The 14737-nt window shown below is 40.0% G+C and carries 18 protein-coding genes and 3 pseudogenes; 7 read left to right on the plus strand and 14 right to left on the minus strand.

The features are described 5' to 3' along the window. Positions 1 to 211: 211 nt before the first annotated feature. Both NQS30_RS08570 and NQS30_RS08575 read left to right on the plus strand, forming a co-directional pair. Positions 212 to 2095: pseudogene (locus NQS30_RS08570) on the plus strand (T7SS effector LXG polymorphic toxin). Positions 2096 to 2111: 16 nt separating this feature from the next. After that, on the plus strand, positions 2112 to 2402 hold the full coding sequence (locus NQS30_RS08575; RefSeq protein WP_015417243.1) for a contact-dependent growth inhibition system immunity protein: 291 nt from the start codon (positions 2112 to 2114) through the stop codon (positions 2400 to 2402). 213 nt (positions 2403 to 2615) lie between these two features. Here the strand turns inward: NQS30_RS08575 and NQS30_RS08580 are convergent, their stop codons facing one another. Continuing rightward, positions 2616 to 3020, minus strand: coding sequence for a hypothetical protein (locus NQS30_RS08580; protein ID WP_015239644.1), 405 nt, complete (start codon positions 3018 to 3020; stop codon positions 2616 to 2618). A gap of 450 nt (positions 3021 to 3470) precedes the next feature. On the opposite strand from NQS30_RS08580, the gene NQS30_RS08585 reads away from it, so the two are divergent. Further along, positions 3471 to 3593: a hypothetical protein gene (locus NQS30_RS08585; RefSeq protein ID WP_256994860.1), complete on the plus strand. Its 123-nt coding sequence runs from the start codon at positions 3471 to 3473 to the stop codon at positions 3591 to 3593. A gap of 58 nt (positions 3594 to 3651) precedes the next feature. Here NQS30_RS08585 and NQS30_RS08590 read toward each other — a convergent pair whose 3' ends face one another. The 3 genes from NQS30_RS08590 to NQS30_RS08600 are packed head-to-tail and all read right to left on the minus strand — an operon-like array spanning position 3652 to position 5301. Next, the gene (locus NQS30_RS08590) at positions 3652 to 4197 is read right to left on the minus strand and encodes a PIN domain-containing protein (RefSeq protein WP_154817878.1); all 546 of its coding nucleotides are present in this window, start codon (positions 4195 to 4197) and stop codon (positions 3652 to 3654) included. Further along, positions 4190 to 4960, minus strand: a complete 771-nt coding sequence (locus NQS30_RS08595) for an ImmA/IrrE family metallo-endopeptidase (RefSeq protein ID WP_154817877.1) — start codon at positions 4958 to 4960, stop codon at positions 4190 to 4192. Before NQS30_RS08595 ends, NQS30_RS08590 begins: the two co-directional genes overlap by 8 nt. Then, a complete protein-coding gene (locus NQS30_RS08600) occupies positions 4960 to 5301 on the minus strand; it encodes a helix-turn-helix transcriptional regulator (protein ID WP_196213798.1) in 342 nt (113 codons plus the stop codon). The genes NQS30_RS08595 and NQS30_RS08600 overlap by 1 nt, the downstream gene beginning before the upstream one ends. A 361-nt stretch (positions 5302 to 5662) precedes the next feature. Between NQS30_RS08600 and NQS30_RS08605 the strand changes: the two genes are divergently transcribed. Continuing rightward, on the plus strand, positions 5663 to 5917 hold the full coding sequence (locus NQS30_RS08605; RefSeq protein WP_151296185.1) for a hypothetical protein: 255 nt from the start codon (positions 5663 to 5665) through the stop codon (positions 5915 to 5917). A 28-nt stretch (positions 5918 to 5945) separates the two neighbouring features. Here the strand turns inward: NQS30_RS08605 and NQS30_RS08610 are convergent. After that, positions 5946 to 6032, minus strand: a pseudogene (locus tag NQS30_RS08610) (peptidoglycan-binding domain-containing protein); the annotation flags it as partial. A 137-nt stretch (positions 6033 to 6169) separates the two neighbouring features. On the opposite strand from NQS30_RS08610, the gene NQS30_RS08615 reads away from it, so the two are divergent. Together NQS30_RS08615 and NQS30_RS08620 are read left to right on the plus strand one after the other, a co-directional pair. Further along, positions 6170 to 7990, plus strand: coding sequence for a T7SS effector LXG polymorphic toxin (locus NQS30_RS08615; protein WP_218791600.1), 1821 nt, complete (start codon positions 6170 to 6172; stop codon positions 7988 to 7990). A gap of 12 nt (positions 7991 to 8002) precedes the next feature. Then, positions 8003 to 8443, plus strand: a complete 441-nt coding sequence (locus NQS30_RS08620) for an SMI1/KNR4 family protein (RefSeq protein WP_007408575.1) — start codon at positions 8003 to 8005, stop codon at positions 8441 to 8443. Between the two features lie 37 nt (positions 8444 to 8480). Here the strand turns inward: NQS30_RS08620 and NQS30_RS08625 are convergent. Both NQS30_RS08625 and NQS30_RS08630 read right to left on the minus strand, forming a co-directional pair. Next, positions 8481 to 8561: pseudogene (locus NQS30_RS08625) on the minus strand (peptidoglycan-binding domain-containing protein); the annotation flags it as partial. Between the two features lie 120 nt (positions 8562 to 8681). Continuing rightward, entirely contained in the window at positions 8682 to 9182 is a 501-nt protein-coding gene (locus tag NQS30_RS08630; RefSeq protein ID WP_017417299.1) for a hypothetical protein, read from the minus strand. An 81-nt stretch (positions 9183 to 9263) separates the two neighbouring features. Between NQS30_RS08630 and NQS30_RS08635 the strand changes: the two genes are divergently transcribed. Continuing rightward, positions 9264 to 9479, plus strand: coding sequence for a hypothetical protein (locus tag NQS30_RS08635; protein ID WP_017417298.1), 216 nt, complete (start codon positions 9264 to 9266; stop codon positions 9477 to 9479). A 13-nt stretch (positions 9480 to 9492) separates the two neighbouring features. Here NQS30_RS08635 and NQS30_RS08640 read toward each other — a convergent pair whose 3' ends face one another. From NQS30_RS08640 to NQS30_RS08670, 7 genes are all read right to left on the minus strand, one after another. Beyond that, complete coding sequence (locus NQS30_RS08640; RefSeq protein ID WP_218791599.1) at positions 9493 to 10464, minus strand: N-acetylmuramoyl-L-alanine amidase; 972 nt, start codon at positions 10462 to 10464, stop codon at positions 9493 to 9495. 47 nt (positions 10465 to 10511) lie between these two features. Next, positions 10512 to 10934, minus strand: a complete 423-nt coding sequence (locus NQS30_RS08645; protein ID WP_015239640.1) for a phage holin family protein — start codon at positions 10932 to 10934, stop codon at positions 10512 to 10514. 63 nt (positions 10935 to 10997) lie between these two features. Then, positions 10998 to 11213 carry a hypothetical protein gene (locus NQS30_RS08650; RefSeq protein ID WP_061528374.1) on the minus strand — a complete coding sequence of 72 codons (216 nt, stop codon included), beginning with the start codon at positions 11211 to 11213 and terminating at the stop codon, positions 10998 to 11000. Further along, the gene (locus tag NQS30_RS08655; RefSeq protein WP_076983166.1) at positions 11203 to 11367 is read right to left on the minus strand and encodes an XkdX family protein; all 165 of its coding nucleotides are present in this window, start codon (positions 11365 to 11367) and stop codon (positions 11203 to 11205) included. Before NQS30_RS08655 ends, NQS30_RS08650 begins: the two co-directional genes overlap by 11 nt. Then, complete coding sequence (locus tag NQS30_RS08660; protein ID WP_256994857.1) at positions 11364 to 11498, minus strand: hypothetical protein; 135 nt, start codon at positions 11496 to 11498, stop codon at positions 11364 to 11366. Before NQS30_RS08660 ends, NQS30_RS08655 begins: the two co-directional genes overlap by 4 nt. Next, complete coding sequence (locus NQS30_RS08665; RefSeq protein ID WP_218791598.1) at positions 11495 to 11992, minus strand: hypothetical protein; 498 nt, start codon at positions 11990 to 11992, stop codon at positions 11495 to 11497. The genes NQS30_RS08660 and NQS30_RS08665 overlap by 4 nt, the downstream gene beginning before the upstream one ends. 13 nt (positions 11993 to 12005) lie before the next feature. After that, positions 12006 to 14735: a phage tail spike protein gene (locus NQS30_RS08670; protein ID WP_218791597.1), complete on the minus strand. Its 2730-nt coding sequence runs from the start codon at positions 14733 to 14735 to the stop codon at positions 12006 to 12008. Between the last annotated feature and the right edge of the window lie 2 nt (positions 14736 to 14737).

Raw genomic sequence — 14737 nt, forward strand, 5'->3', positions numbered from 1 at the left:
TGTGTATGCTTTGTAAAGGAGGTGCGTCACATGATGTTCTAACAACCGATTCAACCTAAAGCTAACTCTTCCCCAATTCCCGATCATGAAATAAGTAAATTTACCCAGAACAAATTAATCATTTTGCACTTTCAAAATACTTATTTGTCTTTTTCTTCATTCTTCCATGGTAATATCTTGTTGAAGTATTTCGAATGAAAGGATTATGGTCATGAAAGTTTTCGAAGCAACCACCCTGCTGGCCGCCGCCAAACAGCGCGCGGGTGAATATAAAAAACTGCGCGGTCAGATGGTCAATCTAAAAAAATCGTTTCAAGGTATGGCTGACCTCGGTGACAGCGACTTTTCAGGCCGGGGCGCTGACAATATCAAAGCCTTTTTCCAAGACCACGCCGGCGTCACAGACAGCTGGCTTGATCTGATCGACATGAAAATCGCATTTCTCACAAGCCTTCCCGGCAAAATCGAAGACGCAGGTCTTTCCGAATCTCATGTAGAAGAATCTTTTCTGGAGCATGAGCTCACCTATGCCCTCAGTAAATCAAAGGCGATTATGGAGGAGCAGAAAAAGGACATGCGCTCCATCCTCGGTGAGATCGATGACATCATCTCGCTTGATCTGTTTTCAACGGAAAGCACAGATCAGAAGCTTTCTTCAGCTGACAAAAAAAGAAGCGAAACGATACATAAGCTCGACAAGCTTGATCACGATTTAACGAAGGAATACACAGAAACCGAAGCGAACGAACAGTTCATCCAAGCCGACTTTGAGCAGCTCCAAAACGCCACGGGCACAGGAAAAAGCGCAACTCCGCTTCACTACAATGCCAAGGCGTACCGAGAAAGCGACATTCATAAGAAGAAAGGCGAGATTGCAAGACATTCGGATGCTTATTTGACGATTAAAAAGGAAGAAGCGAAAGAGCGGGAAATCAAGGATCTGAAGAAAAAGCTGGCCGCTGGTGTCACCGATCCGGATGAATATTTGGAAATCGCGAAGAAAATCGGCTATGAAAACCTTGAACCCGCTCAGGTGGAATATGTGATGCAGCTTGAACAAGCAAAACAGCTAGAAGAAGTCGGAGAAACGGCTTGGGATATCGTTAAAGGAATAGGCGTCGGCCTTTATGATGTCGGGAAAGACACCATAACAGGCGTCAAAGATCTCGCTGTCGGCGCATGGGATTTTTACCATCTCTCTGATGAACAAAAAGTCGCTAAAACCATATCGGCCGTATTGAACACACCCTCCTACACAAAAATCATATGGACAAACCTGGCGGATTCATGGAATGATAAAATGGTTAACGGGGATGCGTATTCAAGATCACATTACATCACCTACGCCATCGGGAGCATTGTGGGACTCAAAGGTTCCGGCTCAGCTGTAAAAGTATCAAGCAAGCTCGCGAAAACAGGCGCCGCCTAAGTGGATAACGTCTTGGAAGCCGGTGAAAAAGCGGCTGCAAAACATGTAAAAACCGGGATCAAAAAAGGGAAAGACTATATCAATTCCTTTTCGAGAAATAAGTACGAACCCGCGCTTGCCGGGATAGCACAGGATATTGAAAATACTCACAATGTGAAGAATACTCCTTTGTTGAAAAGTATTATTGAAGATCAGAAAGAGAGTGTGCTCAGTAAATCTGTGACTTCTGACAATAACGGCATACATAGTGTTAAACAAGGAGACAGCAGTCCTCTCGCACCGGGCGGGGGTTTAGCTGCTCACGAAGCAAAAGGCGGACACCTTATAGAAAGACATGTTGGGAAAACAGATAAAGAATTAATAGAAAGACTGAAAACTGATCCTAACCCACATATTACAGCTTCATCTACTTTTAAAGATAGGGCTACCGCTGAAAGAATTGCTAATTCAGTTTTAAACGATCCAAAAAATATAAAGAAAATCGAAAATTGGATTGATGATCCTAAAAAACCTAAATTAATGTTAAGATACAAGGGCGATGGAGAAATAATCGGCAAAAGTGTATCAAGAAATTCAGAACTAGTAGAAAACGTCACAAACGCAAAAATTATACTCAAAAAAGATAATAACGGTAACTTTATTCTTACAGGATATCCAACCAAATAGAAAGAGAGGAAGTATCATGGATGAAAGGTATGATTTCTTAGATGAATTAGAAAATTTTTTAGGTGCAACATTTCATCAAGATATCCAATCCCCTGAACACGCCTTAGACGAATTTATTGAGGAAATTAGTAAAGAAGGTTTGCTATTTACAGTAAAGTATTGCGAAGAGTTTCTAAATAGCGATCTAACCAAAGAAGAAAAGGAAGACATTATAAAGTGTAATGCAGAAATATATTTCCCGACAATTGGCTTACCGCCTATAGAATGGTTAAAAAGTGTAATAGAACAACTAAAAGAGGCTATTTAAAAGAAACACTGAAAGGCCCCCATTTTATGGAGGGCCTTTTTATATTGATACCGAATTTTTCGGCTTTCTTATCCGGATAGAAACGCAATACCGACAGTGCGGTTTGGAACTACTTGACGGCATCACTAGCTGAACTTTTCAACAATTTTGACCCTAAAAAGAGATACGGCCCACAATTCGACGGTATCCTGTTCCGTTACTCCACCAATGCTCTTAGACATATAGACTAGACGAATCGTTCACCCAGCTTCTGACATCGTGAAATGCGACTAACGTCTTAAAAAAAAACGCTAATGTATTAATCGTCCCCGGCGCAAGCCTTTTCTTCATATGCTCGTCCTTCTTAAAATAATGGTCCTCGAATTTAACCCACTCGTCTTGACTGTACACGATATACTTACGAATTACCTCTCGGCTCATTTCGTGAATGGACCGCCCGATCCCCTTACGATCCAAAAATTCGAAAGAACCTGTAATTGTCTTCGTATTGGTTGAGCGTTGATTGCGCCCGCCCCTCTGATTTCCGCGAAACTGTACGAAAAGCACATCGAGATTGCTCGTAGTCTTCCGTAAAGTACGTTCCTTTTTGACGCGTTTTCCTGTTCTATTTGCGGACATATTACCGCCTCCATTCGGTTAAGTCACCGCAATAAAAACCGCTTCCTTGTCGTTGGTAGGACCGCTACCCTGCGCCTTAATACGACTAAGTCAACGCAATAAAAAACGGCTAGAAACGTTGATATAACGTCTCTAACCGCAGTGTATGATTCCGACTGGGCTCGAACCAGCGACCTCTACCCTGTCAAGGTAGTGATTATCTTCTGATACGAACAGACGTTTTATTTTGAAACCTTATTTTATAAGGTTTGCTGACCAGTCTTTCTGATAAAAAATCTTCTGTTTTGGCTAAAAATGAACAAGTTGGTCCCCAATTCGTCCCCATCTGTCCCCAAATCAGATTTATTGACAACAGAACTTAAGTTCGCATATCATCTTTGCAGGAGTTGAATTGCACGGAAAGTGTATCGGATTATTTTTAACATGACCCGCTTCGGGAAAAATCCCTCCATGGAACAATTGAAAAGAAAAACAGGAAAGAGCGAAGAGGATATTCGCGCAGCTGAGAAGAGCCTTTTGATAAATGGTGAATTGAAATGGGATAAACTGCGGAAAAAGTGGATAATAAATTGAGGTAATTAAAAAAAGCTCACCGACAGGTGGGCTATAAAAATATTAATCAATTAAATAATTAATATAATCTTCTTCCTTGTCCTTTTTCAAACCAAGCTATTACATCAGAGAATAGTTTCACAGGACAAATATACTTTGTTTTGGAAAGCATATCATTTAAGATTTGTTGTCCTTCACTAGCATTAATAATCTCTTTATCATAAGCATCGTAAAGGATGCCTAAGGTCCCCATTAGGGGAACTTTGTTTGTACTACAATACTTTTGAGTCGCTTTAAGATCATCTGATCCTACAGTCCATCCTTTATCCTTTGCTATAGCCATAACAGCTGATTCGCCTGCACCGAATCTTTTGTTTAATTTAGCGAATGTAAGACAGATGTTGGGATGATCGACAAAGTTTATTTTGAACTCTTCTATCCATTTTTTCCGTATAGCATCCGTTAAATCGTGATTTAACTTGCTTATGGTTATAAATTCATTTATAACCTCAGTAGGTAAGATGATATTTCCTGAATATAAGCTTTCTAAAATTCTTAACTGATTTGTTATTCCAAAACGCAAAATAATTCCAGTATCACAAACAAGAGGAGGTACCTTAAGCATAGTCTTCCTCCTCGAAAATATGGGATTTTTCTTCACTCAAACTTAACTCATCAATTGTCATCTCAATATCATGCAAAAATTCTTCTAATTTTTTTTCACTAATTTCATCATTTTCAAAAGCTTTCATTGCTTTTTCAATATATAACTGTGAATTATACGATTTCTCATCTATTTCATATATTTCAGTTGAATAACCATGCTTTAATGCTTCACTTTTTATCTTAATTGTACTTTTATAATAATCATATTCCTGTTTTGTAATATGACCTAAGTTACACACTCTATTTAACATGGCGCTCCAACTTACATTAAAATACTGTTGAAGATAAATTATATCAGTATGATCAAGATTTCTACTCCCATTGTTCGTTCTTTTAATCACGTGCTTTAATATCCCATCTTCAGGCATTAAAAAATGCGAAGCGAATAAATCAGCTAATTTTTCGATTTCCATATCCTGATTGAATTTATTAACAGCACATACTCCGCCCATAACATGAGTATCATATAAGTAATGGGAAAGTTCATGCGCAGCAGAGAAAATCTGATGTCCTAATGTCTTATTGGAATTAATTATAACCAGATGAGCATCTTTACTTTTCATAAACATTGCCGACGCATTCCCCTTAAACGGCCTTTTGAAGAGGAATACCCCTTTACTTTCCAACAATTTGAAAATATTTGAGATTGGTTCATCACCCAATCCCATGCTATTTCTAAGTTCATTTGATCTACTCTTGGCAAGGGCAACGAGTCTTTGCATTAATTTAACTCCTCACAAATCTCATTCAAAATCCCAATATTAACCAGAACCTTCCTAGACCAATTAATGGTTTGTTGATCATCCTCTTCTAAATCTGCTGCTCTGAATGCAAGTTTCACGTCAAATTCTTCATTATCTTCTTCGAAAAAGTGATCTAATGCAAAACCATAAAGATCAGCCATTTTTTTTAATAAAACGGTATCGATTGGTCCCATCCCTTTTTCAATTGAAATTAATTTTTGGCGACCAATGTTTAAGTTTTCAGCAGCTTCTTGCTGTTTTAACCCACTAATGCTTCTTGCTTCTTTAAGTTTCGCACCTAACTCAGCATGAGTAAGCATGAAATTCCCTCCTTCAACACTGTAAATGTGTTCTTCCCTATTGTACACAAAACAAAACAAATTATACAGAACAAAATACAAAATGTCTTTATAAATGGACATCTTGTTTAATTAAGTGGCAAACGTATGACAAACACCCCTCCTCATCTCAAGCAGGGCTTCATTCATCATAGGGACGGGACCTCTTCCGGCCGGCTTCCCTCTACTTATACGCACTCAATTACCTCAAGCAACTCTGCGATTCTTCAATGGAAAATTGACTTGACAAAAAATCCAAATAAATTTGTATTAAGAAGCACGCTCCACTCATCAGCTAAATATATGCTATCCTTTATTTATACCAAAAAAAGGGGGAACTCCAATGGATGCTTCAGCAATTATTGAATTCAGACATGTTAAAGATTTAAATGACGAAGAGGGGGATTTTATATTTAGAACAACTAAAGGGGTAATAGATGCGGATATTCAAGATGGTGAATTCGATTTGTGGACTGGCGACATCATCCCTATCAAAACACACGAAGGAACAAAAAATTACAAAGTTTTAAAAGTAAAGTATAATCCTCTAAATGATAATAATCGTGTTTATTTTGTAGCTGAACACGAAGAAAAATAAAACTCCCCTCTCAGAGGGAGTTTTTTTATTATTTCAATTTCGCTTCAATTTTCGCTTTCGTCTTCGGCCCATAAATGCCATCAAGATTTAGTCCATTCATAAGCTGAAACCGTCTTTAAACAAGAATTTCAAATAGGAAAAATAGCACAGATCGAATTAATCATTTCACACTTTAGAATCACATCCCCTTCTGTTTCTTCATTTTTCCATGGTAAAATCTTGTTGAAGTAATTCGTATGAAAGGATATGGTCATGAAAGTTTTCGAAGCAAACAGCCTGCTGGCCGCTGCCAAACAGCGTGCGAGTGAATACAAAAAACTGCGCGGCCAGATGGTCAATCTAAAAAAAGCGTTTCAAGGCATGGCTGATCTTGGCGACGGCGATTTCTCAGGCCGGGGCGCTGACAACATCAAAGCCTTTTTCCAAGACCACGCCGGCGTCACAGACAGCTGGCTTGATCTGATCGATATGAAAATCGCATTTCTCACAAGCCTTCCCGGTAAGGTCGAAGATGCCGGACTTTCCAATTCGCATGTGGAGGAATCATTTCTGGAGCATGAGCTCACCCACGCTCTTAGTAAATCAAAGGCGATTATGGAAGAGCAGAAAAAAGACATGCGCTCCATCCTCGGTGAGATCGAAGACATCATCTCGCTTGATCTGTTTTCAACCGAAAACACGGATCAGAAGCTCTCTTCAGCTGACAAAAAAAGAAGCGAAACGATACATAAGCTCGGCAAGCTTGATCACGATCTAACGAAAGAATACGCAGAAACCGAAGCGAACGAACAGTTCATCCAAGCCGACTTTGAGCAGCTCCAAAACGCCACAGGTAAAGGAAAAAACGCCACGCCGCTTCACTACAATGCCAAGGCGTACCGAGAAAGCGACATCCATAAGAAAAAAGGCGATATCGCAAGACATTCGGATGCTTATTTGACGGTTAAAAAGGAAGAAGCGAAAGAGCGTGAAATCAAGGATCTGAAGAAAAAGCTGGCTGATGGTGTAACCGACCCGGATGAATACTTAGAAATCGCCAAAAAGGTTGGCTATGAGAATCTCACCCCTGAACAGCTTGAATTTGTTTCATTTCTGGAACAGCGTAAAGCTTTCATGGATAACGGAAAAGAAGCATTGCAAATCATAGGTGATGGCGCCAAAGGTCTGCTTGTTGGTGTATACGATCTTGCCAAGGATACCGGTGAAGGAGCACTTCAACTCGGATGGAATATCGGTTGGACAATTGACAACTTAAACAAAGATCCTCAAAAAGTTCTGGATACTGTTCTGGAATACGATTATCTAGGTGTCTATCAAAGTATGGTTGACACATTGAAGGATGATTGGGATAAAAAGATGATTCACGGGGATGCATATACACGGATGCACTATGTTACTTACTTGGGCGGAAGTCTTCTGTTATTGAAAGGCGGAAAGTCCTCTGTCTCAACAGGCTCAAAAGATCTTGCTAAAGTTGGGAAGGCGGCTAGCGAAAAGATTAAAAATGGCAATCCATCTGTCAAGCCTTATGCCAATAGATATACCCCGGCATTAGAAGGGATTTTACAAGACGCCGGGAATACTATTAATGTTAAAAATACGCCGCTTTTAAAGAGATTAGTTCAATCAAAGGATGATTTGTTTACTAAAGCCGCACCTTATACTTACAGAGATGAATATGGAAACCTCAAAACAGTTAACTTAAAAATGGGCCATCTAAAAAACCAAAAACACCCTAAAACTGGAGTTCCATATAATAAAGACGGTTTCCCAATTTTCAAAGCAAAATTTGATACAAAGATTGATTCCAAACTTTATAAGGAAAGCGATTATTTACAATTTAAAGATGCAACCTTAAAATTAAAAGAAGAAATTGAAAGAGATCCTTTACTTAGAAATCAATTCAATGACCTTCAAATCGAAATGATAAAAGCTGGTGAAACACCAGACGGATATACTTGGCATCATCACCAAGATTCAGGGAGAATGCAATTAGTTGACCAAAAGGTGCATCGGCAAACAGGCCATACAGGAGGCCGGCACCTTTGGGGTGGAGGAAGTAAGAACAGATAGGAGTTGGTCAATATGACAGAGTGGAGATTCGCCGAAGAACCTATCGGGGAAACAACTGTTAAAAAAATCGAAAAGGCTTTAGATATTAAGTTTCCAAACGACTACATTTCAACTATATTAAACAACAATGGAGCACGCCCAAGTAAAAAGATTTTTGACTATGAAAATACAAAAGGCGCGGTTTTTAATCGATTACATGGTCTAACTGAGGATAGTTCAAGTTTTATTTTAGAGGTTTTAGAAGATTATCAGGATGGAAGAATGCTTTCAGGGATAGTCCCTTTCGCCTGTGATCCTTTCGGTAATGAAATCTGTTTCGATTATCGTCAGAATAAAGAAAATCCCTCTGTGGTTTTCTGGGATCATGAAATTGCTTATGAAGACCCTGATGGAGCTTTGAGTCATATATCTGATTCATTTACCGATTTGGTTAATAAACTATACGATGAATAAAAAGATAAGTCCCTTCTCATAACGAGAAGGGATTCTCTTATTTTAGTAGAGCTTCAAGCTTCGCTTTTGTTTTCGGCCCGTAAATGCCATCAGCAGTCAGGCCGTACATCACAAAAAACCCTCCTCGTCACGAGAAGGGAATCATTCATCATACAAACGATACTTCTTAACGCTCTGCCTCTGATTTTTTTCAGAGCTTATACATTCACCAAGAGGAAAAGCAGGCATTTACCTGCTTTTAGAACAACAATAGATTAATAGCATAATAAACACCATCAGCAATTATTTTGGCCGATCCTCCGCCAATCTTACCCTTCAAAGCCTTAAATAGCTTGTCCGAAATCATATGTGCAGTAACATCGGGAAGTTCAGCTATTTCATCTATCTTATCTGCTATGTAGCCTGAATTCTTTTTAAATGCTTTTGCTGCTTTAGCGTCGGCATGTTTTAATATTTGGCCAACCGCTGCTCCGCCATGTCTAATTCCTAAGGAGACTGTATTTGCAGCTAATTTGACTAGATAGCCTTTAATGCCGGTAGTGTGGAACACTGGCTCCTCACTCTGTTCCTCAGCCAAATTGTTCACAGTGTTAGTTTGAACATTAACACTCTGTGTTGTTCCTTTAGTCTCAGTTTGACTATTAGGAGTTGCGGCACTTGCAACGCTTGGTAATAGTGTTGATACTAAAAGTAAGCCTGTGAGAGACAGAATAATTACGCTTGACATAATCCTTTTCATTTTACCACCTCCTTCCAATATAGTATTATATACTAAAATTTATAATTTTTGTTTAAAATTAGTTAAAAAAGGAGACTTATCATGAGAAAAATTTACAATCATATGAATGTTGACCAAAAAAAGACTGCTATTAAATTGTTTAAAGAGGATTTAGAAGAACTGAAGAAGGAGCAGAAACAGGAAGGTGAAAAGGGTTACCCTCGGGTTGTAAGAGATGCAATTGAGGAAACTATACAACGGTACATACAAGATATAGAATACCTAACAAATGACTTAAAACAAAATGAGCAGGCCTAATGCCTGCTCATTTTCATTTCAGAAGCGCTTCGATCTTTGTTTTTGTCTTCGGCCCATAGATGCCGTCAGCAGACAGGCCATACATGGACTGGAATCGTTTCACCGCATTCGCTGTTTTCGGGCCATATGCGCCGTCTATTCCGAAACTCTTCGCACTTTTGTCCGGGTAATAATGAAGAGCCGCCAGCGCCGTTTGAATCTGTTTTACGGCCTCCCCTCGGGTTAACGGGCTTGTGATTTTAAAAATACCCGCTGGAAGGCGGAAGGATGATTTCTTGCCGTTGGATGAAGAGCCGGCCGAGCCAGTCAGCTTTAATATTTGACCGACTTTGATTAGATTCGGATTCTTGATGCCGTTCAAGCTTTGCAGGGTTTTCATGCTTACTCCTGTTTTCTCTGCAATTACAGAAAGGACATCGCCTTTCTTGACGGTGTACGTCGCCCCGCTGGTCTTCGAATCTGTTTTTTGTGGTTTGGATGCTTTTTTACCTCCAAGGCGTTCAAGTTCTGCAACGATAGACGATTTCACTTCATCCCAGCGCTCCTCATCTAAAATACGGTGCGGGCAGTATTTTCCATTCCAGTCCTGATGCTTTCTGATCCTGTCGACGCCCCAGCCGCGCTCTTTAAGAAGTTGCGCCACAAACTTGATAGCCAGCGCCTCTGCTTCCTGGTATCGTGCGCCGCCTGACTTGCTGTAGCAGATTTCAACACCGATAGACTTACGGTTCCCGGTTCCGTTTGTACCGTCGCCAGAATGCCAAGCGTTCCGGTCCAGCGGAATCCCCTGAATTACTTCTTTATCATCTACGGCAAAATGATAGCTTGTCGATTCGCTGTTTCCCGTCATATAACTGATTTCATTGGCGGCTGATGCGTCGTTTGCTGTGTTATGGATGGTGATATACTCCGGCGTCATTGGATTCGGGCATTTCAGGGCGTAATTTTCACTTGGAACTAATCTTTTTTTGACTGCAATTGTCATGAAAAATCTCTCCTATTCTGTTTTTGGATTCAAAAAAAGCAGCCTGATTAACCAGCTGCTTGATCGTCTTTTTCTGTTTTCTGATCGTTGTCGCTTTCAATTACATGGAGCCGGTCAGTGATGACGGCCGGGATTTTAACGCCGATCTGTGCCAAGTTTTCTGTGATGGACAGGCCCTCATTTGCGATATAAAAAAGAACGGTTCCAAATGTCAGAACACCGTTCAAATTTGTTATCGTATCAATAATGTTTGCGACGATGACCACCATAAAACTGAGCATCTTCCGGACATATCCAAACCACGCGCTACGGCTCCGGAGCTGCTTCATTTTCCATGCTTTTATAATGCCAGTGATGACATCCAAGATGCTGAGGATCAAAAGCAAGTCAAGGTATTTCACCTCCCCGAAAAGATAGGTTCTTGCGATCTGTAAGCTCTCAAAATTCATCCACACGTGTATTCCCTCCATTTTGTCTTCACCTCCTCCGAGGCAAAATAAAAACACCCTCTCAGGTGTTAACAGATGAAAATTCTATTTATTTTTCGTCTTTTCTTTCTCGAGTTCTTTTTTTAGAATTGTTATTTCTTCATTTGCTTGCTTTAATTTATTTTCCGTATATGAATGAAGAGCTTTAGAATCAGCTAACTTATTATAGAGATCACCAATATCTCCACCCAAAGCATTACATTTTAGCGCCAAAAGCTCACACTGTTCTTTTAATTTTTCCGAGCTCAATTCACTGTTCATCTTCTATAGAAACTCCCCTCTGTTTGGCTGTTATTTCATCATATTCCGCTTGGGTAATCCATCCTACTGATACTGCCAAATTCATTTGCTTGGTCGTAACAGTCCCTTTGCCCCAACACCTATCAAAATACTTATAAGAGTTGCTTTTATTCATTTTTGTAATACTCCCTTTAAAGCAAGCTCTTCAAACAGTTGATTGACAAGTATTTGTGTTAACTCAATATCTGATTTAGTATCGTCTTCACCTGAAGATCCCTTTATGATATGGGGTGTTAATTCTTTCAAAACTCATCAGCCCTTTCACCTGAGTGATATTCATTATTAGAAGCAGCACCTTCTGCAATTTGTATTTGAAAATATTTAGGCAGCTCTTTTAAATCCTCATTTGTTGATACAGGGAAGTCGTCACTTTTTGTAAATGAAACCCCGTACGTGTTGCCATCTGGTTCCACATAAAATTCGAGCAATGTCCAGAAAAGCCTCTCGGGTTTGACACCATTAATACCAACGTCTTCATTACCCTCAATATTCTTGATCAGATAATACTCAAAATCACTTTTATTATCTTCTCCTTCTAATATCATTAATTTATATAGAGAAAGAGTATCTTCGCTTTCCAATGAAAAGTAAACCGCATCCATTTGAGTAACAGTTTCGTTTGCCTGTCCACTATTTAAAATCAATTTGAAGTTTGATACAGTTACCGCCCCGGCATCTTCTTCAATTTTTAAACCTTTCATTTTTATGTCATCAGCTCTATAGTTGACCATACCCAACATATGAAGCGCCTCCCTACCTTGGTTCGTAAATATACAGAATCATTAACCTACCGACACTCTGACCTTCTACATTAACCGTTCCAGTGCCACGAACTCTAAAAGAGATAGTTGCTGATTTATCTCCATTTAAGGTCATGCTGGGCACACCGCATGTCACGCAGTCTGAATAACTCCCGTAAGCTTGTACTGTAGCGAAAAAAATGTTTTCAACATCTGTTCCAATACTTAGAGTTCCATCACCATAAGCAGTGCTCCCGCTGCCTTTATTTATATTGAAATTGTCCCAATAATGAACCCTGAGGATCGCATTGCTTTGTAAGTCTCCCCTTACATCAGTTACAGCGTTGCTGAGGGTCAAGCCAAGAGCTTGGGAAGATAGTTTCAGTTCATTCCCAGCCTGCAAACGAACGTTATAAGGCAAATACACCGAATCGCCGTAATAGCCCATATAATTTCCATCGCCGGGTAAGGTATCGTCTCTGTCAATTTTGAACATTTGCTTTGCAGTGGCATCCCCTTGATATTGCCACACTTCAAACCCAAAGCGTTCATTCTCAGAACCAGCCTTATCCGGACCCCTCCCGGTAAATATTGCAACATTTCCCCATTTCGTAGTGCTATCATTCGAGTTTTCCACAACAATTTTAGGCACATTTGTATCGTTTGGTGTTGCTCCTGACCAATTTGCAAAATAGGTCGATCTTAATTCTAATCTCCCGTCCCACTTTCCATTAGCATTAGGTGATCCACCTATAATTGTTTTTCTATCTACAAAATCTGCATTTAAGAAAGGGGCGCTGTCAGTTCCACTTATTTGTTTCGCTAATGTCAGATAATCCTTCGACCCCATTAACCCAATTCCCCGTTTTGATGTATTGCCAGACTTCCAAACAGGCGTCAAAGAGCCTATTATATCGTAGTTAGGTTTAAGGTCATCAGTACCTGGATCGTAAAACAATAGATTATAGTTATACATTTGTATCGTTTTTCTGCCGTTTAATTCAGACGTAATAGTGCCGTCTTTCAGCTCGATCGTATCCCCGGAATCATTTTCACTTCGAACGATGACACCTGAGAGAATACCACCTTTGATCTTGTCGGCTACCAGACTATTAATTTTTGCATTCGTGATAGCTCCGTTCGCCACATTCAATGTATCAATAGCAGCAGTACCAATTTTTGCATTTGTAATTGATAAATCCTCTATATGATTCGTACCAATACGAACTGTGGCCGCTGAATACTGGTTAGTGAAATCACTCGGTGTACCTTTAGTATTCAAAGCTCGAATGCGATAATACCAAACCTGATCAACCTCGGCGTCATGAACGCAACCACCGTCTTTTCCTCGCCATATCAAAGTAGCGCTAGACGGAACAAAACCATTCATCTGAGACGCATAAACTTCGTATGCAGCAATGTAAGAGTAAGGTTCGAAATCCCATGAAAGAGATACTTTTGAAAAAAGCCCTTTCGCTTGAACATTTGTCGGAACAGGTGGTTTTATGTCTGGGAAATTTTCATCGGTTATTATTATATTTTTACCAATATTATTTAAGGAGTCTTCAATTTTATCCAGCCGCGTGTCTGGTTCATAAGCAGAAAGAAATTGCCCGATTTCCACTACACAGGTATTATCTGGATCAGTTATGTCGTATTCCATCGAAATAACCCGTTGCGATGTCTCAATTGGGATAGCGAAGTTTCGATCAATTGCTATCGTAGTATCTCCCAATTCCACATGCTCATGTTCATATCCCGGAATGTTTTGAAGCAGTTGGACCGACAACTCATAATTAACTTCTATTTTGGATGCTGTGGTTATTAAGTAGTCATATGTTGCTTTTAAAAGCTCTTCTGGATCTGTTATATTCTCGTTGTTGTATTCGCCTTCTCTGTGTATTAAAACGTCATTTTTAAGCCGGCCCAGCTGTTTTAATAAATCCGGATCACCAACCCATTCCTGGCCTAAAGGCTTGTCGACCGGATCACCTTTTGATTTTTTCCATTCTACTTCCGCAAAGTCAATAAAACGGGAATAACCGCCCGTTTCTTCTACGTCATCATCAGTAGATGCAATAGATGCCCCGTATCCCCAAAGGGCTGTTACTGGATAGCTGATGACAGTTCGACGAATATTTATCGTATCCTTGTCAATCTCAAAGCGCTTGCCGCTGTCCTTACCACGTCGAGGAAGTATTTTTATGATTCTTCTCGTGACCTTATTCCCGTCAAATTCTATAGTGTCCTGAAGCTCGCCGCCCCATATATTGATTACGTCAGCAATACAATCCAGCGCTGATTTCTTATAAAAGGTAGTTGAATTTACTCCAAGTTCAACTTTTACCTCAGCCACCCACCTTGACCGGGAAAGGACATTATCCAGTACAAACTGCGCAGTTTTGTTAGTGGGGCGGAAATCTTTGACTCTGGTTTCAGCAAGCTCCATCATGGCCGCTTCACACGTAACCAGAGTGTTTGTTTCCCCTTCTTCGTCTGTATCATCCATTTCCTTGATGACAAACAGACGCAAGTTGCCATCCTTATCCCTGAACACTACTTGATTCTCTTGAAAAAGGAATCTTGCGTCAGGATGGGAAGCATCTGCTACAAAAGAAAAAGAAGAACCCTTGTTAAGCTCTTCTTTATATTTTGCCTCCCAGAACATGCAGGTTTCTTGTCCGTGGCTGGACAGCACTGTCAATAATTCATCATCGGGTGAAAGTATATACATGTCAGCCATGG

It is taken from the genome of Bacillus sp. B1(2022), assembly GCF_040259625.1.
Classification (GTDB): domain Bacteria; phylum Bacillota; class Bacilli; order Bacillales; family Bacillaceae; genus Bacillus; species Bacillus velezensis.

Coding starts and splice junctions, on each gene's coding strand:
- NQS30_RS08595 (WP_154817877.1), bottom strand. CDS start 4,960: ATGCAAAGACTCGTTGCCCTTGCCAAGAGTAGATCAAATGAACTTAGA.
- NQS30_RS08635 (WP_017417298.1), top strand. CDS start 9,264: ATGAGAAAAATTTACAATCATATGAATGTTGACCAAAAAAAGACTGCT.
- NQS30_RS08600 (WP_196213798.1), bottom strand. CDS start 5,301: ATGCTTACTCATGCTGAGTTAGGTGCGAAACTTAAAGAAGCAAGAAGC.
- NQS30_RS08650 (WP_061528374.1), bottom strand. CDS start 11,213: ATGAACAGTGAATTGAGCTCGGAAAAATTAAAAGAACAGTGTGAGCTT.
- NQS30_RS08670 (WP_218791597.1), bottom strand. CDS start 14,735: ATGGCTGACATGTATATACTTTCACCCGATGATGAATTATTGACAGTG.
- NQS30_RS08605 (WP_151296185.1), top strand. CDS start 5,663: ATGGATGCTTCAGCAATTATTGAATTCAGACATGTTAAAGATTTAAAT.
- NQS30_RS08655 (WP_076983166.1), bottom strand. CDS start 11,367: ATGAATAAAAGCAACTCTTATAAGTATTTTGATAGGTGTTGGGGCAAA.
- NQS30_RS08590 (WP_154817878.1), bottom strand. CDS start 4,197: ATGCTTAAGGTACCTCCTCTTGTTTGTGATACTGGAATTATTTTGCGT.
- NQS30_RS08575 (WP_015417243.1), top strand. CDS start 2,112: ATGGATGAAAGGTATGATTTCTTAGATGAATTAGAAAATTTTTTAGGT.
- NQS30_RS08585 (WP_256994860.1), top strand. CDS start 3,471: ATGGAACAATTGAAAAGAAAAACAGGAAAGAGCGAAGAGGATATTCGC.
- NQS30_RS08620 (WP_007408575.1), top strand. CDS start 8,003: ATGACAGAGTGGAGATTCGCCGAAGAACCTATCGGGGAAACAACTGTT.
- NQS30_RS08645 (WP_015239640.1), bottom strand. CDS start 10,934: ATGGAGGGAATACACGTGTGGATGAATTTTGAGAGCTTACAGATCGCA.
- NQS30_RS08615 (WP_218791600.1), top strand. CDS start 6,170: ATGAAAGTTTTCGAAGCAAACAGCCTGCTGGCCGCTGCCAAACAGCGT.
- NQS30_RS08640 (WP_218791599.1), bottom strand. CDS start 10,464: ATGACAATTGCAGTCAAAAAAAGATTAGTTCCAAGTGAAAATTACGCC.
- NQS30_RS08630 (WP_017417299.1), bottom strand. CDS start 9,182: ATGAAAAGGATTATGTCAAGCGTAATTATTCTGTCTCTCACAGGCTTA.
- NQS30_RS08580 (WP_015239644.1), bottom strand. CDS start 3,020: ATGTCCGCAAATAGAACAGGAAAACGCGTCAAAAAGGAACGTACTTTA.
- NQS30_RS08665 (WP_218791598.1), bottom strand. CDS start 11,992: ATGTTGGGTATGGTCAACTATAGAGCTGATGACATAAAAATGAAAGGT.